Origin of the sequence: Cyclobacterium sp. 1_MG-2023 (assembly GCF_030546805.1) — a bacterium.
In the GTDB taxonomy this organism is placed as follows: Bacteria; Bacteroidota; Bacteroidia; order Cytophagales; family Cyclobacteriaceae; genus Cyclobacterium.
The window spans coordinates 120,117-137,518 of record NZ_JAUOPC010000012.1 but is presented as its reverse complement, the minus strand read 5'-3'; the positions used below and the strand labels follow the sequence as shown (position 1 = coordinate 137,518).

Sequence of the window (17,402 nt, the reverse complement as noted above, 5' to 3'; positions counted from 1 at the left end):
TAGCAGACTTCTAGTGCCTGTTATGATGCGTGTTTTTAATAGGTTAAGAGTTTAGGCCAAGATGCCTTCTAAGTTGCCTGTGCTGTCTGCAAATTTTGTTTCATTCATACCTACAGCTTGCATCCATGAGGTATAGAGGTTAGCTAATGGAGTGTTTTCCTGATAAATAAGGTTTTGTCCGGATTTTATTTTATTTCCCCCATGTCCTCCAACAATAATTGGAAGGTCTCTAGGGGAATGTCTGTTGCCATCCCTTAGGCCGGAAGCAAACATGACCAGGGAATTATCTAGTAGGGTACCATTCCCTTCCTTGATTGACTTTAATTTGTCTAAAAAGTAGGCGTATTGTTCAAGATGCCATTTGGTAATGCGGTCATACTGTTCCATTTTTCCAGGATGATTCATGTGGTGGGAGATCGAGTGATGGGCTCCATTCACTCCTTCCAAGAATGAAAAATTTCTATTGCTTACAGAGTTTCCAAACATAAAAGTAGCTACTCTGCTGGCATCACTCCACATGGCCAATGCTATAATATCGAACATTAGCCTGGTTTTCTCGGTTACATTTACACCGCTGTGTACTTCTGCATACTCTTCAATATCTTGGTTAACCCTGATTAATTCACGTTTAATATCAGGAGTGATATTGCTGGCAAAATCCTTTAAACTGTCTTGGTTATTGATTCTCTTTTCTATAGACCGGATAGATTCCAAATATTCTTCCAATTTATCTTGATCAGACCTTCCCAAATTATTTTTAAGTGATTTGGCATCCGCTAAAACGGCATCAAGAATACTGCTTTTATATGGATTTTCATGTTTGTTATTTCCCGGTATAAAAGTTCTAAACAACCTGTCAAAAGCCATTCTTGGATCAATTTCCTTGGAAAGCGGGGTCATGGCATTTTTCCAAGAGATGCTACTTGCATAAAGTCTGGTAAAGCCTACATTAATGTCTACTCCTGTTTGTATTCTATCCAAGCCATATTCCAGAGATGGGAAAAGGGTTTCATTTTTATGGTGGTTGGCTATTAATTGATCGATCGAAATCCCACCACTATTGATATTGTCTCCGGCAGTCTTTTGTATGGGGAGGCAAGTGAGGAGGTTAGCCGTTTTGGCATAGTGTCCATCGGCACCTTGAAAAATAGAATGTTTGTTCATCAATTGCCCTAGTACCAAAATATCATCTTTCAAATGGGACAATGGAGCTAAAGTAGGAGAAAGGATATAATCTTTTCCGGAACCTTCAGGCGTCCATCTACCCGGATGTACCCCATTGGGCATAAACATAAATGTGGACCGTACCGGAAAACCATCATTGCTATAACTCCTTAAACCCAAAGGAGAAGCCATGGCTTCCATAAAGGGTAAGGCTATAGCTGCTCCCACACCTTTCAATAATTTCCTTCTAGATATTTGCCACTTCTTATTCATATCATCGTAATATTTATAGCAAAATAATGCTTGAAAATAATATTTAACACCGAGCTAATTTAAAGCAGGCCTTACTGTGAAAATATTGTTATTCAGTATATTATATATAAAATAACCTAACTAAGCAAGTTGATTAAAACTTTTAGTAAATTTTATTTTAGTATCATCAATCAATTTCGTTCACCTTTTTCTGAAAATCTTTAATTTTCATTCTAAAAGGATAGCTTTGAACCAAAGCTGCAATAAATACATCCGGATTGAAATCATTTTCTATCAATGCAGCGGACAATTCCCGGATGGCAGTTTCATCAGTGAAAGTTGTACCTCTCCCAATGGCAAAAGACAAAGATTTTTTGGAAAGATTACGGGCAAACTTTTCCTTTTCTTTCATTAGCAATCGCTTCAGCTCTCCAGGTCCTTCAAAGGTTTCTCCCGAAGCGAGTACCCCTTTCGGGTCAATGGGAGTACTTCCATAACTTTCTCTCCATTTCCCATCTGCCCCAAAATTCTCCAAACCAAGACCCAAAGGGTCCATTTTTTCATGGCAGGACTGGCATGCCGGATCTTCCCTATGTCTTTCTAAAAGGGCTTTCAAACCAAGTTCTTCGTGTAAAGCTTCATCATCGGGCAATTCTGCTACATCCGGTGGAGGGGGCGGGGGCGAAGTGCCTAAAATTTCTTCCAAGACCCATTTTCCTCTTAGTACGGGGCTGGTGCGCGTGGGCAATGAAGTAACTGCCTGTACACTGCCCAAACCTAAAAATCCACCTCTGGAATTATTTGTTAATGCGACTTTCTTGAAATTATCTCCTTTGACTCCTTCAATCCCATAGTAATTTGCTAATTCCTCATTCAGGAAGGAATAATCACTATTAATTAAATCCAAGAAGTTTTTGCTTTCTGTCATCACATGGTGAAAAAAAGAAATGGTTTCTTCAAACATGGCTTCTCTAATGGAAGAGGTAAATTCCGGGAATCGTACTAAATCTGCCAAAGGTGCATTGGGATCTTTTAATTTGTTTATGCCTAGCCATTGGCTTACAAAAGATTCAGAAAACCTTTTTGATTTGGGATCATTAAGCATTCTCTTAACCTGATTTTCTATTTCTCCCGGGGCTTGTAATTTACCCTCTATGGCCAATTTGAAAAGCTCATCATCCGGCATACTAGACCATAAAAAATAAGATAGCCTAGTGGCCAATTCAAAGTCTCCCAAAGCGATAGGTTCAGGGCCTAGAGGCTCTTCTTCCATCTTATAAAGAAAGGAAGGGGAAATTAATATGGCTTTAAAAACTTCAGCAATAGACCTGTTGAATCTTTGCGGATCAGGTTCCTCGGAATTTGCATAATACACTGATGAAAAAAGCTTGATGAACAGCTCCTTTTCTTCTGTTTTTATTAATCTTCTATAGGCCTTACTCGCAAAAGGAAACAGTACCTTTTTAGCTGCTTTTTCTGCTGAGTTTATGGGTTCAAAATCACTGATGAACTTAGGCAAAAGCCAGTTTAAAAAACGTTGAAGAATATTTTGCCTATAGGTTTCCGGAACCAGTTCAGACCACTTATTAGGGTCTTCATGAAGCCTAGTTACAATTTCTTCAGCAGCATCGTAGTACCGTTCCATTTTCAAAGGGGTGAAAAACAAGGAGCCTCCCTGATTGTCAAATCCGCCGCCGCCCGAACCATCTGCAGGGAACCTATTGACTGCATCAAAATTCACCCCGGTCAAATCCAAGATGGTATAATGGTATTCTCGATGACTTAATCTTCTTATGATGACTTTTCCTGGCGTCCTTTTCTCCAGAGATTTTATTAGGATGCCATTAATACCGTCGAGAAGTACATGATAATCTTTCTCATTTAATTCAGGCTTATTTGATGGGGGCATTTCTTTAGACTTGATCTGGTCAACCACTTTAAGCCAAAATTGCCCATCTTTTATTATCCGCCCTTCTTCTTCATATCTCTTTAGATTTACACCGCCTTTTGGGTTGCCTGTATTATGGCAGGAGTAGCAGTGCTTGTCCAATACCGGTATGATATCAGATTTATAATCTAAAGTTTCCTGTGCTTCAGCCACAAAAATATAAAGTGAAGCAAAAACCATCAAAATACAAGATTTCATCAATGGCATAGGTTTTATTTGGATTCGTTTTAAGGTTATGCATTAAATTTAATGTAAATAATTGAATATTTCCAATACAATTTTGATAGATGGTGGACGTAGGCCTGTAAAAATGAATTAGACCTGTAAATTTCTTAGTGAGAAATGAAATGCCTAAAAATCAGTTGCTTTTATAATTTTGGCTTAGTACTTTTTTCTCAATGTATCTGAACCATAAAAATTAAGGCTTTTTTAGTTTAGTTGAAAATTGGCCTTATCTATTGGTTGAACATTCTCAGCAATCTTAATAAAAGTGAAAATAAAAAAGGAGATCAATTGATCTCCTTTTTTATTGTTAGGATATAATATTATTGTAAAATCAATATAAAATTAGGCGTCAACACCTAATGCTTTTGCCATTACTTCACCAATTTCAGCAGGTGATTCTGCTACGAAAATACCATTTTCTTTCATGATTCTCATTTTAGCAATGGCCGTATCGTCTTTTCCACCAATAATGGCTCCGGCATGTCCCATTCTTCTACCTGGAGGTGCAGTTTGGCCGGCAATAAAGCCTACTACAGGTTTTTTGTTTCCATTTTCTTTGATCCATTGGGCAGCTTCTGCTTCGTAATTCCCGCCAATCTCACCAATCATAACGATTGCATCAGTTTCAGGGTCTTCCATTAGCAATTGTACCGCTTCTTTAGTAGATGTACCAATTATTGGGTCTCCACCAATACCAATGGCAGTAGAAACACCTAATCCGGCTTTTGTAATTTGATCAGCTGCTTCATAAGTAAGGGTTCCTGATTTGGATACTACACCTACTCTTCCTTGTTTGAATACGAAGCCCGGCATAATCCCTACTTTTGCCTCACCCGGAGTGATTACACCCGGACAGTTAGGGCCTATCAAAATAGCTCCTTTTTTCTTAACATACGGCTTGGCTTTCATCATGTCCTTAACAGGAATTCCTTCAGTAATGGCGATGATCACTTTAATTCCAGCATCTGCCGCCTCCATGATTGCATCTGCAGCAAAAGCAGGAGGTACAAAAATTATAGTCGTATCTGCTCCTTTTGTTTTTACAGCATCTTCCACCGTATTGAATACCGGTTTGCCTAAATGGGTACTGCCACCTTTTCCAGGAGTTACACCTCCTACAACGTTGGTACCATATTCTATCATCTGTTGGGCGTGAAAAGAACCTTCAGTTCCTGTGAACCCCTGTACAATTACTTTGGAATTTTTATTTACCAATACGCTCATAAGTCTACTTTTAATTATTTTGCTACAAAAATAGGAGATAAAGGGTGATCACAAAAAGAAATTGCAAACAATATCAATTTAATTTAAACTATGGATAACTTTTTATATTTTTAGGGAAGATAATTGACCCTATGAATTTAATATTGCCAAATTACCTCTTTTTACTTTTAATGTCTCTTTATTTTTGGAAAGGCGGTGGTAAAAATAATGTCTTAAGCCTGTTGATAATTGATTTGTCTCAATTTCCAGGGGAAAATCTAAGAGATTATTTGGTGTTGGTTTATTACCGAAAGGTTTTATCATTCTTGCTTGAAATTGTTAATGTGCTGAAAAAGCCTCTGATTTTTTGTTTAAATATTAGAATGACCTATTTATCTTTGGTGGAAACCATGGGGAAGTTGAATGAAATTGAAAAGGGTTGGATTCATTTTGAATTACCTAGATGGGACTCTAAAATGAGATATGGTAGGTTGTATGGTATTGATGGAATATTTTTTAATCGTCAAACTTTCGTGAATTTGAAATGAATCGATCTTCAAAAGCGATAGAAAGCTCTCAGTATGCTTGGAAAATTTTAATGAAAAGACCTTACAATAGTAATTTGTGTTTGGGGTTGATGGCTTTGCCTACAGACAAACCCCTACTCGAGGATGGTCAGTTGATTGTTGAAATTCCCTTTTATAGTAATTTTTGGTTCCTTTTTATAGTATTTACTATTTTGATAGCAATCATCTACGGTGTTTGTTTTTTTGTTCAGCAGACGAAAGATAAAGGGGCTTTAAAAAATAAATTGCACAAAAAAAACTTAGAAATTGCAGAAAGGGAAGATCGGTTTAAGGTTGTATGGGACAATTCTCAGGATGGCCTGTTACTTTCAGTTCAGGGAGGGTTAGTTTTAGCAGCAAACCCTTCTTTTTGTTCGCTTGCTGAAGTAAGTGAGGCACAGCTTCAGGAAAATGGTTTGCAATATTTATTTAAAGACAATCAAGCCTTTGAAAAGTTGAGAGATGAAATTGTAAGTGAGCTGAAAGTAAGCGAAAAGATTACAAAGGAATTTGTGTTGCCATTAAAAGCAGGGGATAAAGAAATTGAAGTTTCTATTTCAAAGATGAAAGAGGAATTTGATGGAAGATTGATGTTTTTAAATGTTTTTCGCGATGTCTCCAAAAAAAAGGCCTATGAAAGAGGGTTGGAAATAGCTAAGGGAAAGGCCGAGGAAATAAGCCATCTCAAAAGCAATATTATTTCCAATATGAGCCATGAAATCAGAACTCCCTTGAATGGTATACTTGGCAGTACTGAATACATTATACAGACCAGATCCAATGATAAGGAATTAATAGAGCATTTGAATATCATTAAAGAAAGTGGTGACCGATTGTTGCATACCATAACCAACTTCTTAGACTTGTCCTCACTTGAGTCGGATGAGTTGAGTGCGGTGATGGAAAAAACCAATGTTAATGATTTTATTTCAAAAATATTGATTAATCATAAATCCATAGGAATAAAAAAAGGTATCTTAGTCACTTCAAAATTTCTAACTAAACCATTTTATGCCAATTTAGAGCGTAAATACCTTCAAATTATTATTAATAATATTGTAGGTAATGCCATTAAGTATTCAGAAAAAGGCTTAATCCTGGTCGTTGTGGAAAAAGTTGAAAATGACATGGTTATCAAAGTTCATGATCAAGGCATTGGTATTAGTAAAGATTATTTGAATAAATTGTTTTACCCATTTGAACAAGAAAGTAAAGGTTTAAACCGTAAATTTGAAGGTTCAGGGTTGGGATTGGCCATTACAAAGCATTTAGTAGAAAAACTCAATGGAAACATTGAAGTGGAGAGTGAAAAAGGTAATGGGACTTTAGTAAGAATTTTAATACCGGTTTAAATATTAACCATATTGGGGCACATTTTTAATTAATTTTGTAGTATGTTTTCTCTTAAGATTTTAATAACCGAAGACGACACAGTTTCGGCACTTTTACTAAAAAAAGCACTTGAAAAGAATCACCACCAAATAATTGGAATGGCTGATTCAGGTGAGATAGCCTTGGAAATTCTAGAAAAGCATCATGCAGACATTGTCATGATGGATATCAATCTGTCAGGAAAACTGGATGGTATAAAAACCACAGAAATTATCAATGAGAAGTATAATATCCCTGTAGTTTACCTCACTGCGAGTTCTGACAGTGAAACCCTTCAGAAGGTGGCTGTTACCAATCCCAGTGCTTATGTGATCAAGCCTTTCAACATAAGAGAGTTAAATATGGTGATTGAGTTGGCCATTTTTAAAGATAAGAAAGAGAAGGAGCTCCAAAGTTTAAATAATGAATTAGAAGAAAAGGTTAAAAAACGTACTGCAGACCTTAATGAAGCTAATAAAGAATTGCAAAAAGCTTTAGAAAAAGAAAGGGAGCTTAGTGAATTAAAATCTAGAATTGTTCAAAATGTTTCCCATGGTTTTAAGACTCCATTGACATCCATTCTAAGTTCAGCCCAATTGCTAAAACTTTATGCGGAAAAGGAGCATCCTTTCAAAGCAAAGTTGGTTAAGCACGCCAATAAAATCGAAAACTCTGTTAGAAATCTAAATAGCTTATTGACAAGTGTTCTGTTTTTTGGAAAAGCAGATGCAGACAAGATGAACTACAAGCCTGTAAGGATTTATACCTCCGCATTTCTCAATGAAGTCGTGGATATGGTCAAGGCCGGAATAGATAATAATGTAAAAATTAACTTAGCCTTCGAAAAACTGCCTAAGATGATTACCTCTGATATGGATTTGCTGTATCAGATTTTAGAAAACCTATTGTCAAATGCTGTGAAGTATTCCAAAGATGGAGGCAATGTGTATTTCAAGGTGAAACATGAAAACGATACCCTTTTCTTACAAATAAAAGATGAGGGAATAGGAATAAATGAAGCCGAGCAATCTCAACTTTTTGATCGGTTCTTTAGAGCAAAAAATGTAGGCTTAAGGGAGGGTTCTGGACTTGGTCTTTCCATCGTTAAAAAATGTATTGAGGTTATCGGAGGCAAAATTGATTTTAAGAGTAAAGTAAATAAAGGGACTGAGTTCTTTTTAGAGATTCCTGCCAAAAAATAGTCATTAATGATTGTTGTCAAAGATCTACAATTTTCCTATGAAAATTCCCTGGAAATTGAAATTCCTGACATTCAATTAAAATTGGGTGAGGAGTTATTGATTTTAGGTAAATCCGGCTCAGGGAAGACAACATTATTAAGTATTTTAGGTGGGCTATTGGCTCCAAAAAAAGGTGAGGTAATCATTGATGGGACCTCCCTGTACCATTTAAAAGGGAATGAATTAGATAAATACAGGGGAAGAAATATTGGCATTGTTTTTCAGAAACCTCACCTCTTAAAGCCTCTGACAGTTGCAGAGAATGTTGCCCTACCTTATTTTTTTTCTAAAAATCTTTCTGCGGATAAGGTTCAGTACTACCTAGGTCAACTTGGTATTCAAAACAAGCAACATGCACGCATAACTACGTTAAGTGAGGGGGAGGCCCAAAGGGTTTCGATTGCTAGGGCATTAATAAATGGGCCCAAAGTCATTTTGGCAGATGAGCCGACTGCCAGCTTAGATGATGAAAATGCCGGATTGGTGGTTGAATTGCTTAAAAGTCAGGCCAAGAAACTTGGGGCTGCTCTGATAATTGTTACGCATGATCACCGTATTAAAGACCGGATTGCTAACCGTATCACTTTAAATTCCGGCGGTCTATGAGTATTTTTAAATTAAGTTGGAAATACTTGATAGATAAGCCATTAAATACAGGTTTAAATGTATTGTTATTAGCCTTAGGGTTATCTATAATAACTGTTCTGTTATTGGTTGAAGAACAGTTTGAAAGCAAAATGAATAGAGATGCCACCGGAATTGATATGGTTATCGGAGCTAAAGGTAGTCCATTACAACTGGTGCTGTCCTCCGTATACCATGTAGATTTTCCAACCGGAAATATTCCTTTAAAAGAAGCCCAAAAAGTTTCCAGAAATAGACTGATAAAAAATGCCATACCCATGGCCCTCGGAGACAATTATGAAGGGTATAGAATTGTAGGGTCAAACCACGATTACCTGAGTTTGTACCAAGCAGAGCTATCGGCCGGAAGCGCTTGGGACAAACCTTTTGAGGTGGTTTTGGGCAGTAAGGTGGCGAAAGCAAAGGGTTTTCAGGTGGGGGATACATTTATAGGCGCCCATGGCATAGCGGCCGCCAGCCATCATCATGACCAGCAGCCTTTTCAGGTAGTAGGGATTTTAGCTCCTGCCAATAATGTGCTGGATCAACTTATTGTTACAAGTGTTGAGTCTGTATGGTATGCTCATGATGATGAAATTGGTCCGGAAAAATTAGACCAGGAAGTAAATAAGATCGGTTTTCCTGAAGCCGACCAAGACAGGGAGTTGACAACCGTATTGATCGCTTATAGAAATCCCATGGCTGCTATTCAACTTCCCAGAATGATTAATAGTAGGACTTCCTTACAAGCAGCATCTCCTACTTTTGAAATCACCCGGCTTTTTGAATTGCTGGGAATCGGAGTAACGGTAATCAAAGGATTGGCACTACTAATTATTTTTATTGCAGGTTTAGGAATATTTATTGCATTGTACAATTCACTGAAGGAAAGAAAATATGATTTGGCCGTTATGCGTGCCATAGGTGCAGGCAAAAGTCAACTTTTCCTTCTTATTCTTTTGGAAGGTTTGATCCTAACTTTCCTGGGAGCAATTGGAGGATTAATGCTTGGACACTTTTTTCTGTTTTTTATAGTTATAACAAATGAACAAGGGCTGGTATCAGGCTTAAATGCCGTTACCTTTATCGGTAAGGAATGGTGGATTATAGTATATGCCTTGATTGTCGGAATTGTGGCTTCAATTATTCCTGCATGGAATGCTTACAAAGGCGATATTGCAGGTCAATTAAGCAAGTAAATTTAACAAAATGAAGTACTTAGTTTTAATTATTGGTATGTTGTTTTCCTTTTCTGCTTTTGGGCAACAACAAAATGTTTGGAAATACTTGTCAAAAGTAAGTTATGAAGTGGAAGAGGATGAATTCGGAGAATTATTTGTGCCGGTTTTTGGGGAAAAGACCAAGGAATTAGAAGGTAAAGAGATTACCGCTGACGGTTATATTATCCCATTTGAAGGCATGTTTAAACCAAAACATATTATCCTGTCAGCTCTTCCTTTGGCGGAATGCTTTTTTTGTGGAACCGGAGGTCCTGAGACCGTTATGGAAGTAATGCTAGAAGAACCTGTGAAGTATACTTCTAATAAAGTGAAAGTGGTAGGGGAGTTGGTCTTGAATGCCAATGATCCCGAAAAACTAATGTATATTCTGGAAAATGCGAAAGTTATTGGTTTATAGAAATTTCTTCGGCTATAAAAGAATAATCCGGCTCCTGTAACTAGCAAGGTTCTAATCAGAAATTATAAGACACACTTTTATTGTATCATTATTTTAATAATCTTTGAAGACATTTACTATTTGATTGATTAATTTTATTTCTACCAAGCCATGATAAAAGCACCTCTTGCATTGTTGATTTTACTTTGTGTTTCTGTTTTTTCTTGTAGTCCTAAGGAAAGTCAAAATGAACTATTGAAAGAAAAAGTAATTCAGGTTCATGATGAGGTAATGCCTAAGATTGGAGAATTGAAGGCTTCTCAAAAGAAATTAAATGAAATGGCTGGAAACCTTGAGCAATCTGAAGATGCAAAGGATACGGAAAAAGCAGCTGAATTAAAGGCGGTAGCAGCAGATTGTGAGCATGCCTATGATGAAATGTTTGTTTGGATGCGTCAATTTGATGTTGATTTGGAAGAAATGTCTGAGGAACAGGCCAAATCATACCTTGAAGAGCAATTAGAAAAAGTTGATAAAGTAAAAAAAGACATCCTTGAAGCTTTGGAAAAAAGTGAAGCACTATTGTAATTATGGTGCAGTACTGAGTGCTTCTTTTACTTTTTCGGGAGTAATTAATCCATATTCATTTCCCCAAACATTGTAGATATAGGTGGCAATTTGTGCGATCTCTATTGGGCTGAGTTTACTGTTTTCAGGCATGGGTTGATTGTATTCTACATTGTTAACCAATATGCTTCCATTCAATCCGTTTTTGATGATATATAGGCTTCGATTTACGTCAACAAGCATATAATCTGCATTTTTAAGGGGGGGGATAAGCCTATTTAATCCGGTTCCATCTTCTTGGTGACAGTTGCTGCAATATTGCAAATAAAGTTGTTGTCCCTGAATGGCATATTGTCTTGTCTTGAGATCTTTGATATTACTTATGCCTTCATTTTTATTGTCATCTCCTCCATTGCAAGAAAGCATGAATAAAAATAGTAAACTACCTACTGCTGATTTCATTGTTGTTGAGAAGTTTGGGTAAATCCTTGATGAGTACATTGACTTGCGTTTCTTTGGTGCCATCATAAATACCTCTGATTCTCCCTTCTCTATCAATCAAGACAAATGCACCTGAATGTAAAAATCCCCCTGGTTCATTTTTATCGTCCATGGCCGTGGTAAGGTAGCTCGTCTGTCCAATTTCAAATATCTTTTCTTGTTCCCCGGTTAGAAAATTCCATGTACTTGCATCTTCTATACCTAGCCGAAGTGAGTAGTCTTTCAAGAGGGCTACTGTATCGTATTCAGGGTCGATTGTATGGCTTAATATCATAAAGTCGGGATTGTCTTTATAAGCTTCGTAAACCCGCAACATTTGCTTTTTCATAATGGGACAAATGGTTGGACAGCTGGTGAAAAAGAAATCTGCCACATACACTTTTCCTTTTACATCTTCATTGGTAATTTGTTTCCCATCTTGATTGGTAAAACTGAAATCTGCGATTTGGTGGTAAACAGTATCTGTGGTGGTTTTTCCTTCGACAATTACTTCTTCTATATGTCGATTGCCCAGAATAGGTAAGGTGTTGGTTTTAGTGTTCGTCTGGCAAGCATTCAAGGCCAAAACTCCTAAAATTATAAGACTCAAATAATTGGATCGAATCATTTTTTATTTTATATGACACAGTTAAGAATTGATTAGTTCCGCTCTCGGAATCTTTTGTACCATTTAGTGGCCAGCATCAGACTTAACCCCAATAAGAACAGTCCTGCAATACCCCAGATCATGTTAATTAGGCTTTTAAGTACAATTAAAAAGACAATGGCAAAAAGCAATATTGTGGCTATTTCATTCCACAGTCGAAGTTTTGAGCTGTTCCAAATTCGCTTTCCATTTTGAAGAGATTTAAAAATATAATGGCATCGAAAATGGTAGAGGTATAACAAAACCACAAAGGTAAGTTTGGCATGCATAAATGGCATGGATAGATAAGCGGGGCGGTGAAGCAATACCCAAGTTCCAAAAATAAGGGTTAGCACAGCAGACGGCCAAGTGATAATGTACCACAAACGGCTGGCCATCAAATCCAATTGAGGTTTCAAGATATTTTTTTCAGCCTCAGGTCGATCCAAAGCCTCTGTTTGATAAATAAATAACCTTACGATATAAAATAAGCCTGCAAACCAAGTTACGATGAAAATAATATGTAAAGCTTTGATGTATTCGAACGCCATTCTTCCTATTTTTGGCTAAATTAATGGATTCAGCTCGTTATTGGGACAAATGAAAACAAAAAATATTATTTATTTACTTGCCACCTTGGTCGGTGTTCTCCTTATGGTGATTGTATACCAGAGCTTGAGCCAACCGGGGATAAATGACCTTGAAGGCGAGTATACTGAAATAGCAGTATATAGAAATGAAAACAATACAGGTCCGGTAGTTCGAATTTTTGCCGTTTATACAAAGGATGAGTTATGGGATGACATGCGAGCTTATGGAGATTTTATGCCCCATACAAAATACGGGAATACAAAAGTATTCTTTTTTGAAAAGGCCATTGAAGGCTTGCAACTTTCTCCTCAGGCACCTTATTTTCCAGAGCGTTTTAATGAAGCTTGTTTGGCTGTCTATGAAAAATCAGCAATGGGTGGAACCAGTTTTAAAGAATACCCTTTTCAAGGTAATAAGTAAAGTTAAAATTGGTTTCTATTACAGGTTGCAGCATTAAGCTTCTTAGTAGGACCTAATCTTAAACTGCTTCTTTTGCTCTTGGATAGCATTTCTAAAGGAAGGATCCGTTTCCATCAGGTCATTGATGGCCTGCACTGCATGAATCACTGTACTATGATCTCTTCCTCCAAAATGGTATCCAATGGATTTTAATGAGTGATTGGTGAATTCTTTGCTAAAATACATGGCCACTTGTCTCGCAATAACAATTTCCTTTTTTCTGGTCTTTGCTTTTAAGTCTTCCACTTTTATGCCGTAATATTCCGCACAGGATTGTTGGATAAACTCTATGCTTACTTCAGTTTCAATGTCCTTAACGATATTTTTCATTATCGTCTTGGCCAGTTCAAGGCTAATTTCTACTCTGCTTAGGGAGGCATGTGCTATCAAAGAAATCATCACCCCTTCCAATTCCCTTACATTTGTATCAACCGTATAAGCGAGGTATTCAATGACATTGTCGGGTATGTTAATCCCTTCAGATTGCATTTTTTTCTTTATGATTGCAATTCTGGTTTCAAAGTCCGGCATTTGCAGATCAGCTGTCAGCCCCCATTTAAAACGGGACAACAATCGATCTTCCAAACCCATCAAATCCTTCGGTGCACAATCCGAGGTCATGATGATTTGTTTTTTATTTTGGTGAAGGTGATTAAAAATATGGAAAAACATTTCTTGTGTTCTCCCTTTACCGGCCAAAAATTGAATATCATCAATGATTAATACATCCACTTGCATGTAAAAATTAGTGAAGGACTTTATATTACCGTCCTTAATGCCATCCATAAATTGATTGACAAATTTCTCAGAGGAAACGTACAATACAAATTTGTCTTCCGGACCATTTTTTATTTCATTGCCTATGGCTTGCACCAAATGGGTTTTTCCTAATCCCACACCACCATACACCATCAAAGGATTAAAGGAGGTAATTCCCGGTTTGTTGGCCACAGCAAACCCTGCTGATCTTGCCAAACGATTACAATCCCCTTCAATAAAAGAGGTGAAAGTATAATTGGCGCTAAGATTGGATTGAAGCGTGGTTTGTTCATCCAAACTTGACAAGTCAAAAGGACTGTGCGCAGAAGCAAGATTCTCTTTTTTCTTGGCAGCAGCAGGACTATTCACCCCTTGGGGGTAACTTACCATATAAGGCTGGTTTTGTGAATTGCCCTTGTCTACTACTACAGCGTATTCTAATTTTCCATTGGCCCCTAAAATGGTTTTAATGGCTAATTTCAATACTTCCACATAGTTGTCTTCCAGCCATTCATAGAAAAATTGACTGGGTACTTGTATAGTGAGCACAGAACCATCGATTCTCGCAGGAATAATTGGTTTAAACCAAGTAGAAAAACTTTGTTCATTGACGTGCTTTTCGACTACCCGCAAACATTCAGTCCATATAGCATTAGCCTCTGAATTCATTGAATTTATTTTAACCGAAAGTTGAAAAATTGTGAATACTCCTTTTTTAGGGGGTAACAAAATTGTGGAAAAATATCTTAAATAAAAAATGGGGTTTTACTTGATTTTTTTACTTTATGGGTAAAACGTCTTATCTGGCATCTTTTGATTTTTTATTTATTTGAAAATTGAAATCTTTTCCTTGTTTTATAATAGCTAAAACTCCTTTCTAAGGTAAATGATAAGTAGGGCATTCCACTCTTAGCCAGTCGGATCGAATTGGAGTAGTATTTGTAGAGTCCATATCTAACTTTTAACTTCTTCTAATTTGGACTATGTTTTTACATTGGAATTGGAATGGTGTTGAATAATTCATCATATTCAGTACATTGAAAGTTCCAATAGAGATGTTTTAGAAGGGGGTCAGGGTTTGTTTAATCTATGATTTACAAAATTGATTGATGTTGAATGATTTTACTTTAAAAGTAGGAATAGATGAAAAAGAGGATACTACTATATGATCCCAACCAGGAAGATTTTGTACAACAACAGGTTCTACCAAAGATTGACAAGAGGCTGACTTCTAATATTCCTTTTAGTAAGGATGTTAAACTTGAATTAAAAGAGGGCATTCAAATTATTGCCTTTCTTTCAGATGAGCAATTAATAGCTTTCCTTGACATAGCCGCCGGTCAGTACCTTGAACTAGCCTTATTGCCTCATCCGGAAATGATTCATGGTAAAAAAAGCTATGGGATAAAATCGGACCTTGAAGAAAATATTGAGCATATTTTTAAGGAAGAAAAGGTGATTAAAGTGGATGTTTTAGAAGCCAATGGAATCCCTGTTTTTAATACGATAATTATTGGAGAGTCACTAAGTTTAATGAGTGGCTCCGTAGCACAATATGCATGGCAAAGATTTTGGAATAAGTTAAGGTATTTTTTGAAACTTTTTTGGAATACCAGACTGAATAGCTTTACCATTAAAGCGGATAATCAAGATGAAATCAATACCGCAGCCATTGGGTTAATCATTGTTCACCATGCGCAGAGCAGTATTCTAAGTAAAAGAATATTGGAAAACTCATTCGTTAATGATGGGAAGTTGCATGCGCTAATATTGGCTCCAAAAAGTATTAGCGGGCTGTTGTGGTTTGGTTTAAGTAGCTTGTTCAGGACCAAACGAAACTATAACTTACCTCCATTTGCTGCGCATATTAAAACATCCACCCTAACTATAAAAGGTGACAAACCTATTAATTATTCCCAAGATGGCATGTTGCTTTCTTCTGACACTTTACAGGTTTCTATTCGCAAAGGGGCATTTAACATGGTCCCTGGACAAAATCTTAATTTGGAGTCCAATGGTGGAGGAGAGGATGTTTATAAAATTAAAGCTTTGCCCAGAGGAGATGCTAAAAATGAATTGTTGCAAAGGAAACTTCCCTTAATTAATCATGCAACCACAGAGGAGTTTAAAGATCTGTTTTCTAATCTAAGGTCAAGTGCAATGACTTCAAGTGTCTACCTTGTATTGATGTTTTTGGCAACATTCATCGCTACATTAGGGCTTTTTGGAAACTCTTCTCCTGTAATTATTGGTGCCATGATATTAGCTCCGCTTATGGCACCCATTATATCTCTTTCTATGGGAGTGTTGAGGCAAGAACGCTTACTGATGGTCAATAGCTTAAAAACCATCGGATGGGGTGTGCTAATAGGTTATCTTTGTGCTATTATTATTACTTGGCTTACTCCCTTAAATATTGCCAATGATGAGATTTTGGCAAGAATAAGGCCTAATTTATTGGATTTAGGCGTGGCAGTGGGGTCAGGAATTGCCGGGGCTTATGCCAGTGCTAAATCCGAAATAGCGAAGACCCTAGCGGGTGTTGCCATAGCCGTTGCATTGGTGCCGCCTTTGGCTGTGTCCGGAATTGGTTTTGGTTGGGCAAATTGGGATATATTTCAAGGTGCTTTTCTCCTATTTCTAACCAACTTATCAGGGATGGTGCTGGCAGCTGCCATGACTTTTTTACTTTTGGGCTTTAGTCCTTTTCGATTGGCGAGAAGAGGAATCGTTTATTCTCTTGTTGTTGTTGGACTGGTAAGTTTTCCATTATTTTTTGGTTTTATGGATATGGTAAAGGAAAACAATGTAATAGCGAAATTGAACGGTTATGAAGTCGATAATATGGTTTTAAGGGATATTTCTGTCCGAAGTTTCAAACCGCTTAGTTTAACTGTGAAAATTGTGGGAGAGGCTCCTCCGGATAAAGAGACACTTGAATTTATAAAATCAGAAATTGAAACACTGATAGGGGAAGAAGTAGAGCTTGAAGTGACAGTAGCCATGAAAGTTTACTGATTGGGAAGGTGTTATATAGGTAAGGATAAAAAGAATTAAGTGTTTCAATATGTTTTTCTTGAAAGCAGGAGGCCTACTCAAGTAGTTTATTTATAATTTGGGCCAAGAGTCAGTGTATTTCTGATGCTGGGTTCTAAAGCTAAATATTTTAGTATTTATGACAGATATTTGATACATTGAGTATTCAATTAGCAATCTTTAAACCATAAAAAACATTGAGAAAATGAAAAGAAAAGCAACAGCAATATGGAAAGGTACCGGAATGGAAGGAAGTGGAACCCTGTCTTCCCCAAGCGGTTTTTTTGATAAGTCTCCTTATAGTTTTAAAACCAGATTTGAAAATGAAGATGGCTCCAAAGGCACCAACCCTGAAGAAATGATTGCTGCCGCTCATGCAGGATGTTTTAATATGGCCCTTAGTTTTCAGATCGCCGGGAAAGATTTAGAAGCGGAAGAGCTAGACACCACTGCAACAGTAAGTATTGAAAAGGGGGATGCCGGGTTTGCCATCACCGGTATAGTATTAAATCTGACGGGGAAAGTTCCCGGAATGAAGGAGGAACAATTTGTTGAATTGGCCAATGCGGCAAAGGAAGGCTGCCCAATTAGCAAAGCATTGAGCTCAGTTCCTATTACATTGAATATTACCTTTAATGAATAGGTTTCCACTT

The 17,402-nt window shown here is 37.1% G+C and carries 17 protein-coding genes; 10 read left to right on the top strand and 7 right to left on the bottom strand.

Going from position 1 to position 17,402, the window contains the following annotated elements:
* Nucleotides 1–51: 51 nt before the first annotated feature.
* The 3 genes from Q4534_RS18305 to sucD all read right to left on the bottom strand — a co-directional run bounded on the left by Q4534_RS18305 (nt 52) and on the right by sucD (nt 4,813).
* On the bottom strand, nt 52–1,437 hold the full coding sequence (locus Q4534_RS18305; RefSeq protein WP_303614602.1) for a DUF1552 domain-containing protein: 1,386 nt from the start codon (nt 1,435–1,437) through the stop codon (nt 52–54).
* A gap of 166 nt (nt 1,438–1,603) precedes the next feature.
* Nucleotides 1,604–3,562, bottom strand: a complete 1,959-nt coding sequence (locus Q4534_RS18300) for a DUF1592 domain-containing protein (RefSeq protein WP_303614601.1) — start codon at nt 3,560–3,562, stop codon at nt 1,604–1,606.
* Nucleotides 3,563–3,931: 369 nt separating this feature from the next.
* On the bottom strand, nt 3,932–4,813 hold the full coding sequence (gene sucD / locus Q4534_RS18295; RefSeq protein ID WP_014018097.1) for a succinate--CoA ligase subunit alpha: 882 nt from the start codon (nt 4,811–4,813) through the stop codon (nt 3,932–3,934).
* A gap of 131 nt (nt 4,814–4,944) precedes the next feature.
* Between sucD and Q4534_RS18290 the strand changes: the two genes are divergently transcribed.
* The 7 genes from Q4534_RS18290 to Q4534_RS18260 all read left to right on the top strand — a co-directional run bounded on the left by Q4534_RS18290 (nt 4,945) and on the right by Q4534_RS18260 (nt 10,799).
* Entirely contained in the window at nt 4,945–5,340 is a 396-nt protein-coding gene (locus tag Q4534_RS18290; protein WP_303614600.1) for a hypothetical protein, read from the top strand.
* Nucleotides 5,337–6,710: a PAS domain-containing sensor histidine kinase gene (locus Q4534_RS18285; protein WP_303614599.1), complete on the top strand. Its 1,374-nt coding sequence runs from the start codon at nt 5,337–5,339 to the stop codon at nt 6,708–6,710. The genes Q4534_RS18290 and Q4534_RS18285 overlap by 4 nt, the downstream gene beginning before the upstream one ends.
* Before the next feature lie 42 nt (nt 6,711–6,752).
* Nucleotides 6,753–7,931, top strand: coding sequence for an ATP-binding protein (locus Q4534_RS18280; protein WP_303614598.1), 1,179 nt, complete (start codon nt 6,753–6,755; stop codon nt 7,929–7,931).
* 6 nt (nt 7,932–7,937) lie between these two features.
* A complete protein-coding gene (locus Q4534_RS18275) occupies nt 7,938–8,576 on the top strand; it encodes an ABC transporter ATP-binding protein (protein ID WP_303614597.1) in 639 nt (212 codons plus the stop codon).
* Nucleotides 8,573–9,793: an ABC transporter permease gene (locus Q4534_RS18270; RefSeq protein WP_303614596.1), complete on the top strand. Its 1,221-nt coding sequence runs from the start codon at nt 8,573–8,575 to the stop codon at nt 9,791–9,793. Before Q4534_RS18275 ends, Q4534_RS18270 begins: the two co-directional genes overlap by 4 nt.
* Nucleotides 9,794–9,803: 10 nt before the next feature.
* On the top strand, nt 9,804–10,232 hold the full coding sequence (locus Q4534_RS18265) for a hypothetical protein (RefSeq protein WP_303614595.1): 429 nt from the start codon (nt 9,804–9,806) through the stop codon (nt 10,230–10,232).
* Nucleotides 10,233–10,382: 150 nt separating this feature from the next.
* Entirely contained in the window at nt 10,383–10,799 is a 417-nt protein-coding gene (locus tag Q4534_RS18260) for a hypothetical protein (protein WP_303614594.1), read from the top strand.
* Here the strand turns inward: Q4534_RS18260 and Q4534_RS18255 are convergent, their stop codons facing one another.
* Genes Q4534_RS18255 through Q4534_RS18245 form a run of 3 tightly spaced genes read right to left on the bottom strand, consistent with a single transcriptional unit; the run spans nt 10,800 to nt 12,455 of the window.
* The gene (locus Q4534_RS18255; RefSeq protein WP_303614593.1) at nt 10,800–11,240 is read right to left on the bottom strand and encodes a cytochrome c; all 441 of its coding nucleotides are present in this window, start codon (nt 11,238–11,240) and stop codon (nt 10,800–10,802) included. It abuts the gene before it with no gap.
* Nucleotides 11,221–11,886: an SCO family protein gene (locus tag Q4534_RS18250; RefSeq protein ID WP_303614592.1), complete on the bottom strand. Its 666-nt coding sequence runs from the start codon at nt 11,884–11,886 to the stop codon at nt 11,221–11,223. Before Q4534_RS18250 ends, Q4534_RS18255 begins: the two co-directional genes overlap by 20 nt.
* Nucleotides 11,887–11,918: 32 nt before the next feature.
* Complete coding sequence (locus tag Q4534_RS18245) at nt 11,919–12,455, bottom strand: CopD family protein (protein ID WP_303614591.1); 537 nt, start codon at nt 12,453–12,455, stop codon at nt 11,919–11,921.
* Nucleotides 12,456–12,504: 49 nt separating this feature from the next.
* Between Q4534_RS18245 and Q4534_RS18240 the strand changes: the two genes are divergently transcribed.
* Nucleotides 12,505–12,915, top strand: a complete 411-nt coding sequence (locus tag Q4534_RS18240; protein ID WP_303614590.1) for a hypothetical protein — start codon at nt 12,505–12,507, stop codon at nt 12,913–12,915.
* A gap of 42 nt (nt 12,916–12,957) precedes the next feature.
* Here Q4534_RS18240 and dnaA read toward each other — a convergent pair whose 3' ends face one another.
* On the bottom strand, nt 12,958–14,382 hold the full coding sequence (gene dnaA / locus Q4534_RS18235; protein ID WP_303614589.1) for a chromosomal replication initiator protein DnaA: 1,425 nt from the start codon (nt 14,380–14,382) through the stop codon (nt 12,958–12,960).
* A 474-nt stretch (nt 14,383–14,856) separates the two neighbouring features.
* Here dnaA and Q4534_RS18230 point away from each other — a divergent pair, with 474 nt between their 5' ends.
* Together Q4534_RS18230 and Q4534_RS18225 are read left to right on the top strand one after the other, a co-directional pair.
* Complete coding sequence (locus Q4534_RS18230) at nt 14,857–16,731, top strand: DUF389 domain-containing protein (RefSeq protein ID WP_303614588.1); 1,875 nt, start codon at nt 14,857–14,859, stop codon at nt 16,729–16,731.
* 223 nt (nt 16,732–16,954) lie between these two features.
* Nucleotides 16,955–17,392 (top strand): OsmC family protein, encoded by a 438-nt coding sequence (locus tag Q4534_RS18225; RefSeq protein WP_303614587.1) that lies wholly within the window; start codon nt 16,955–16,957, stop codon nt 17,390–17,392.
* The last annotated feature ends 10 nt before the right edge of the window (nt 17,393–17,402 follow it).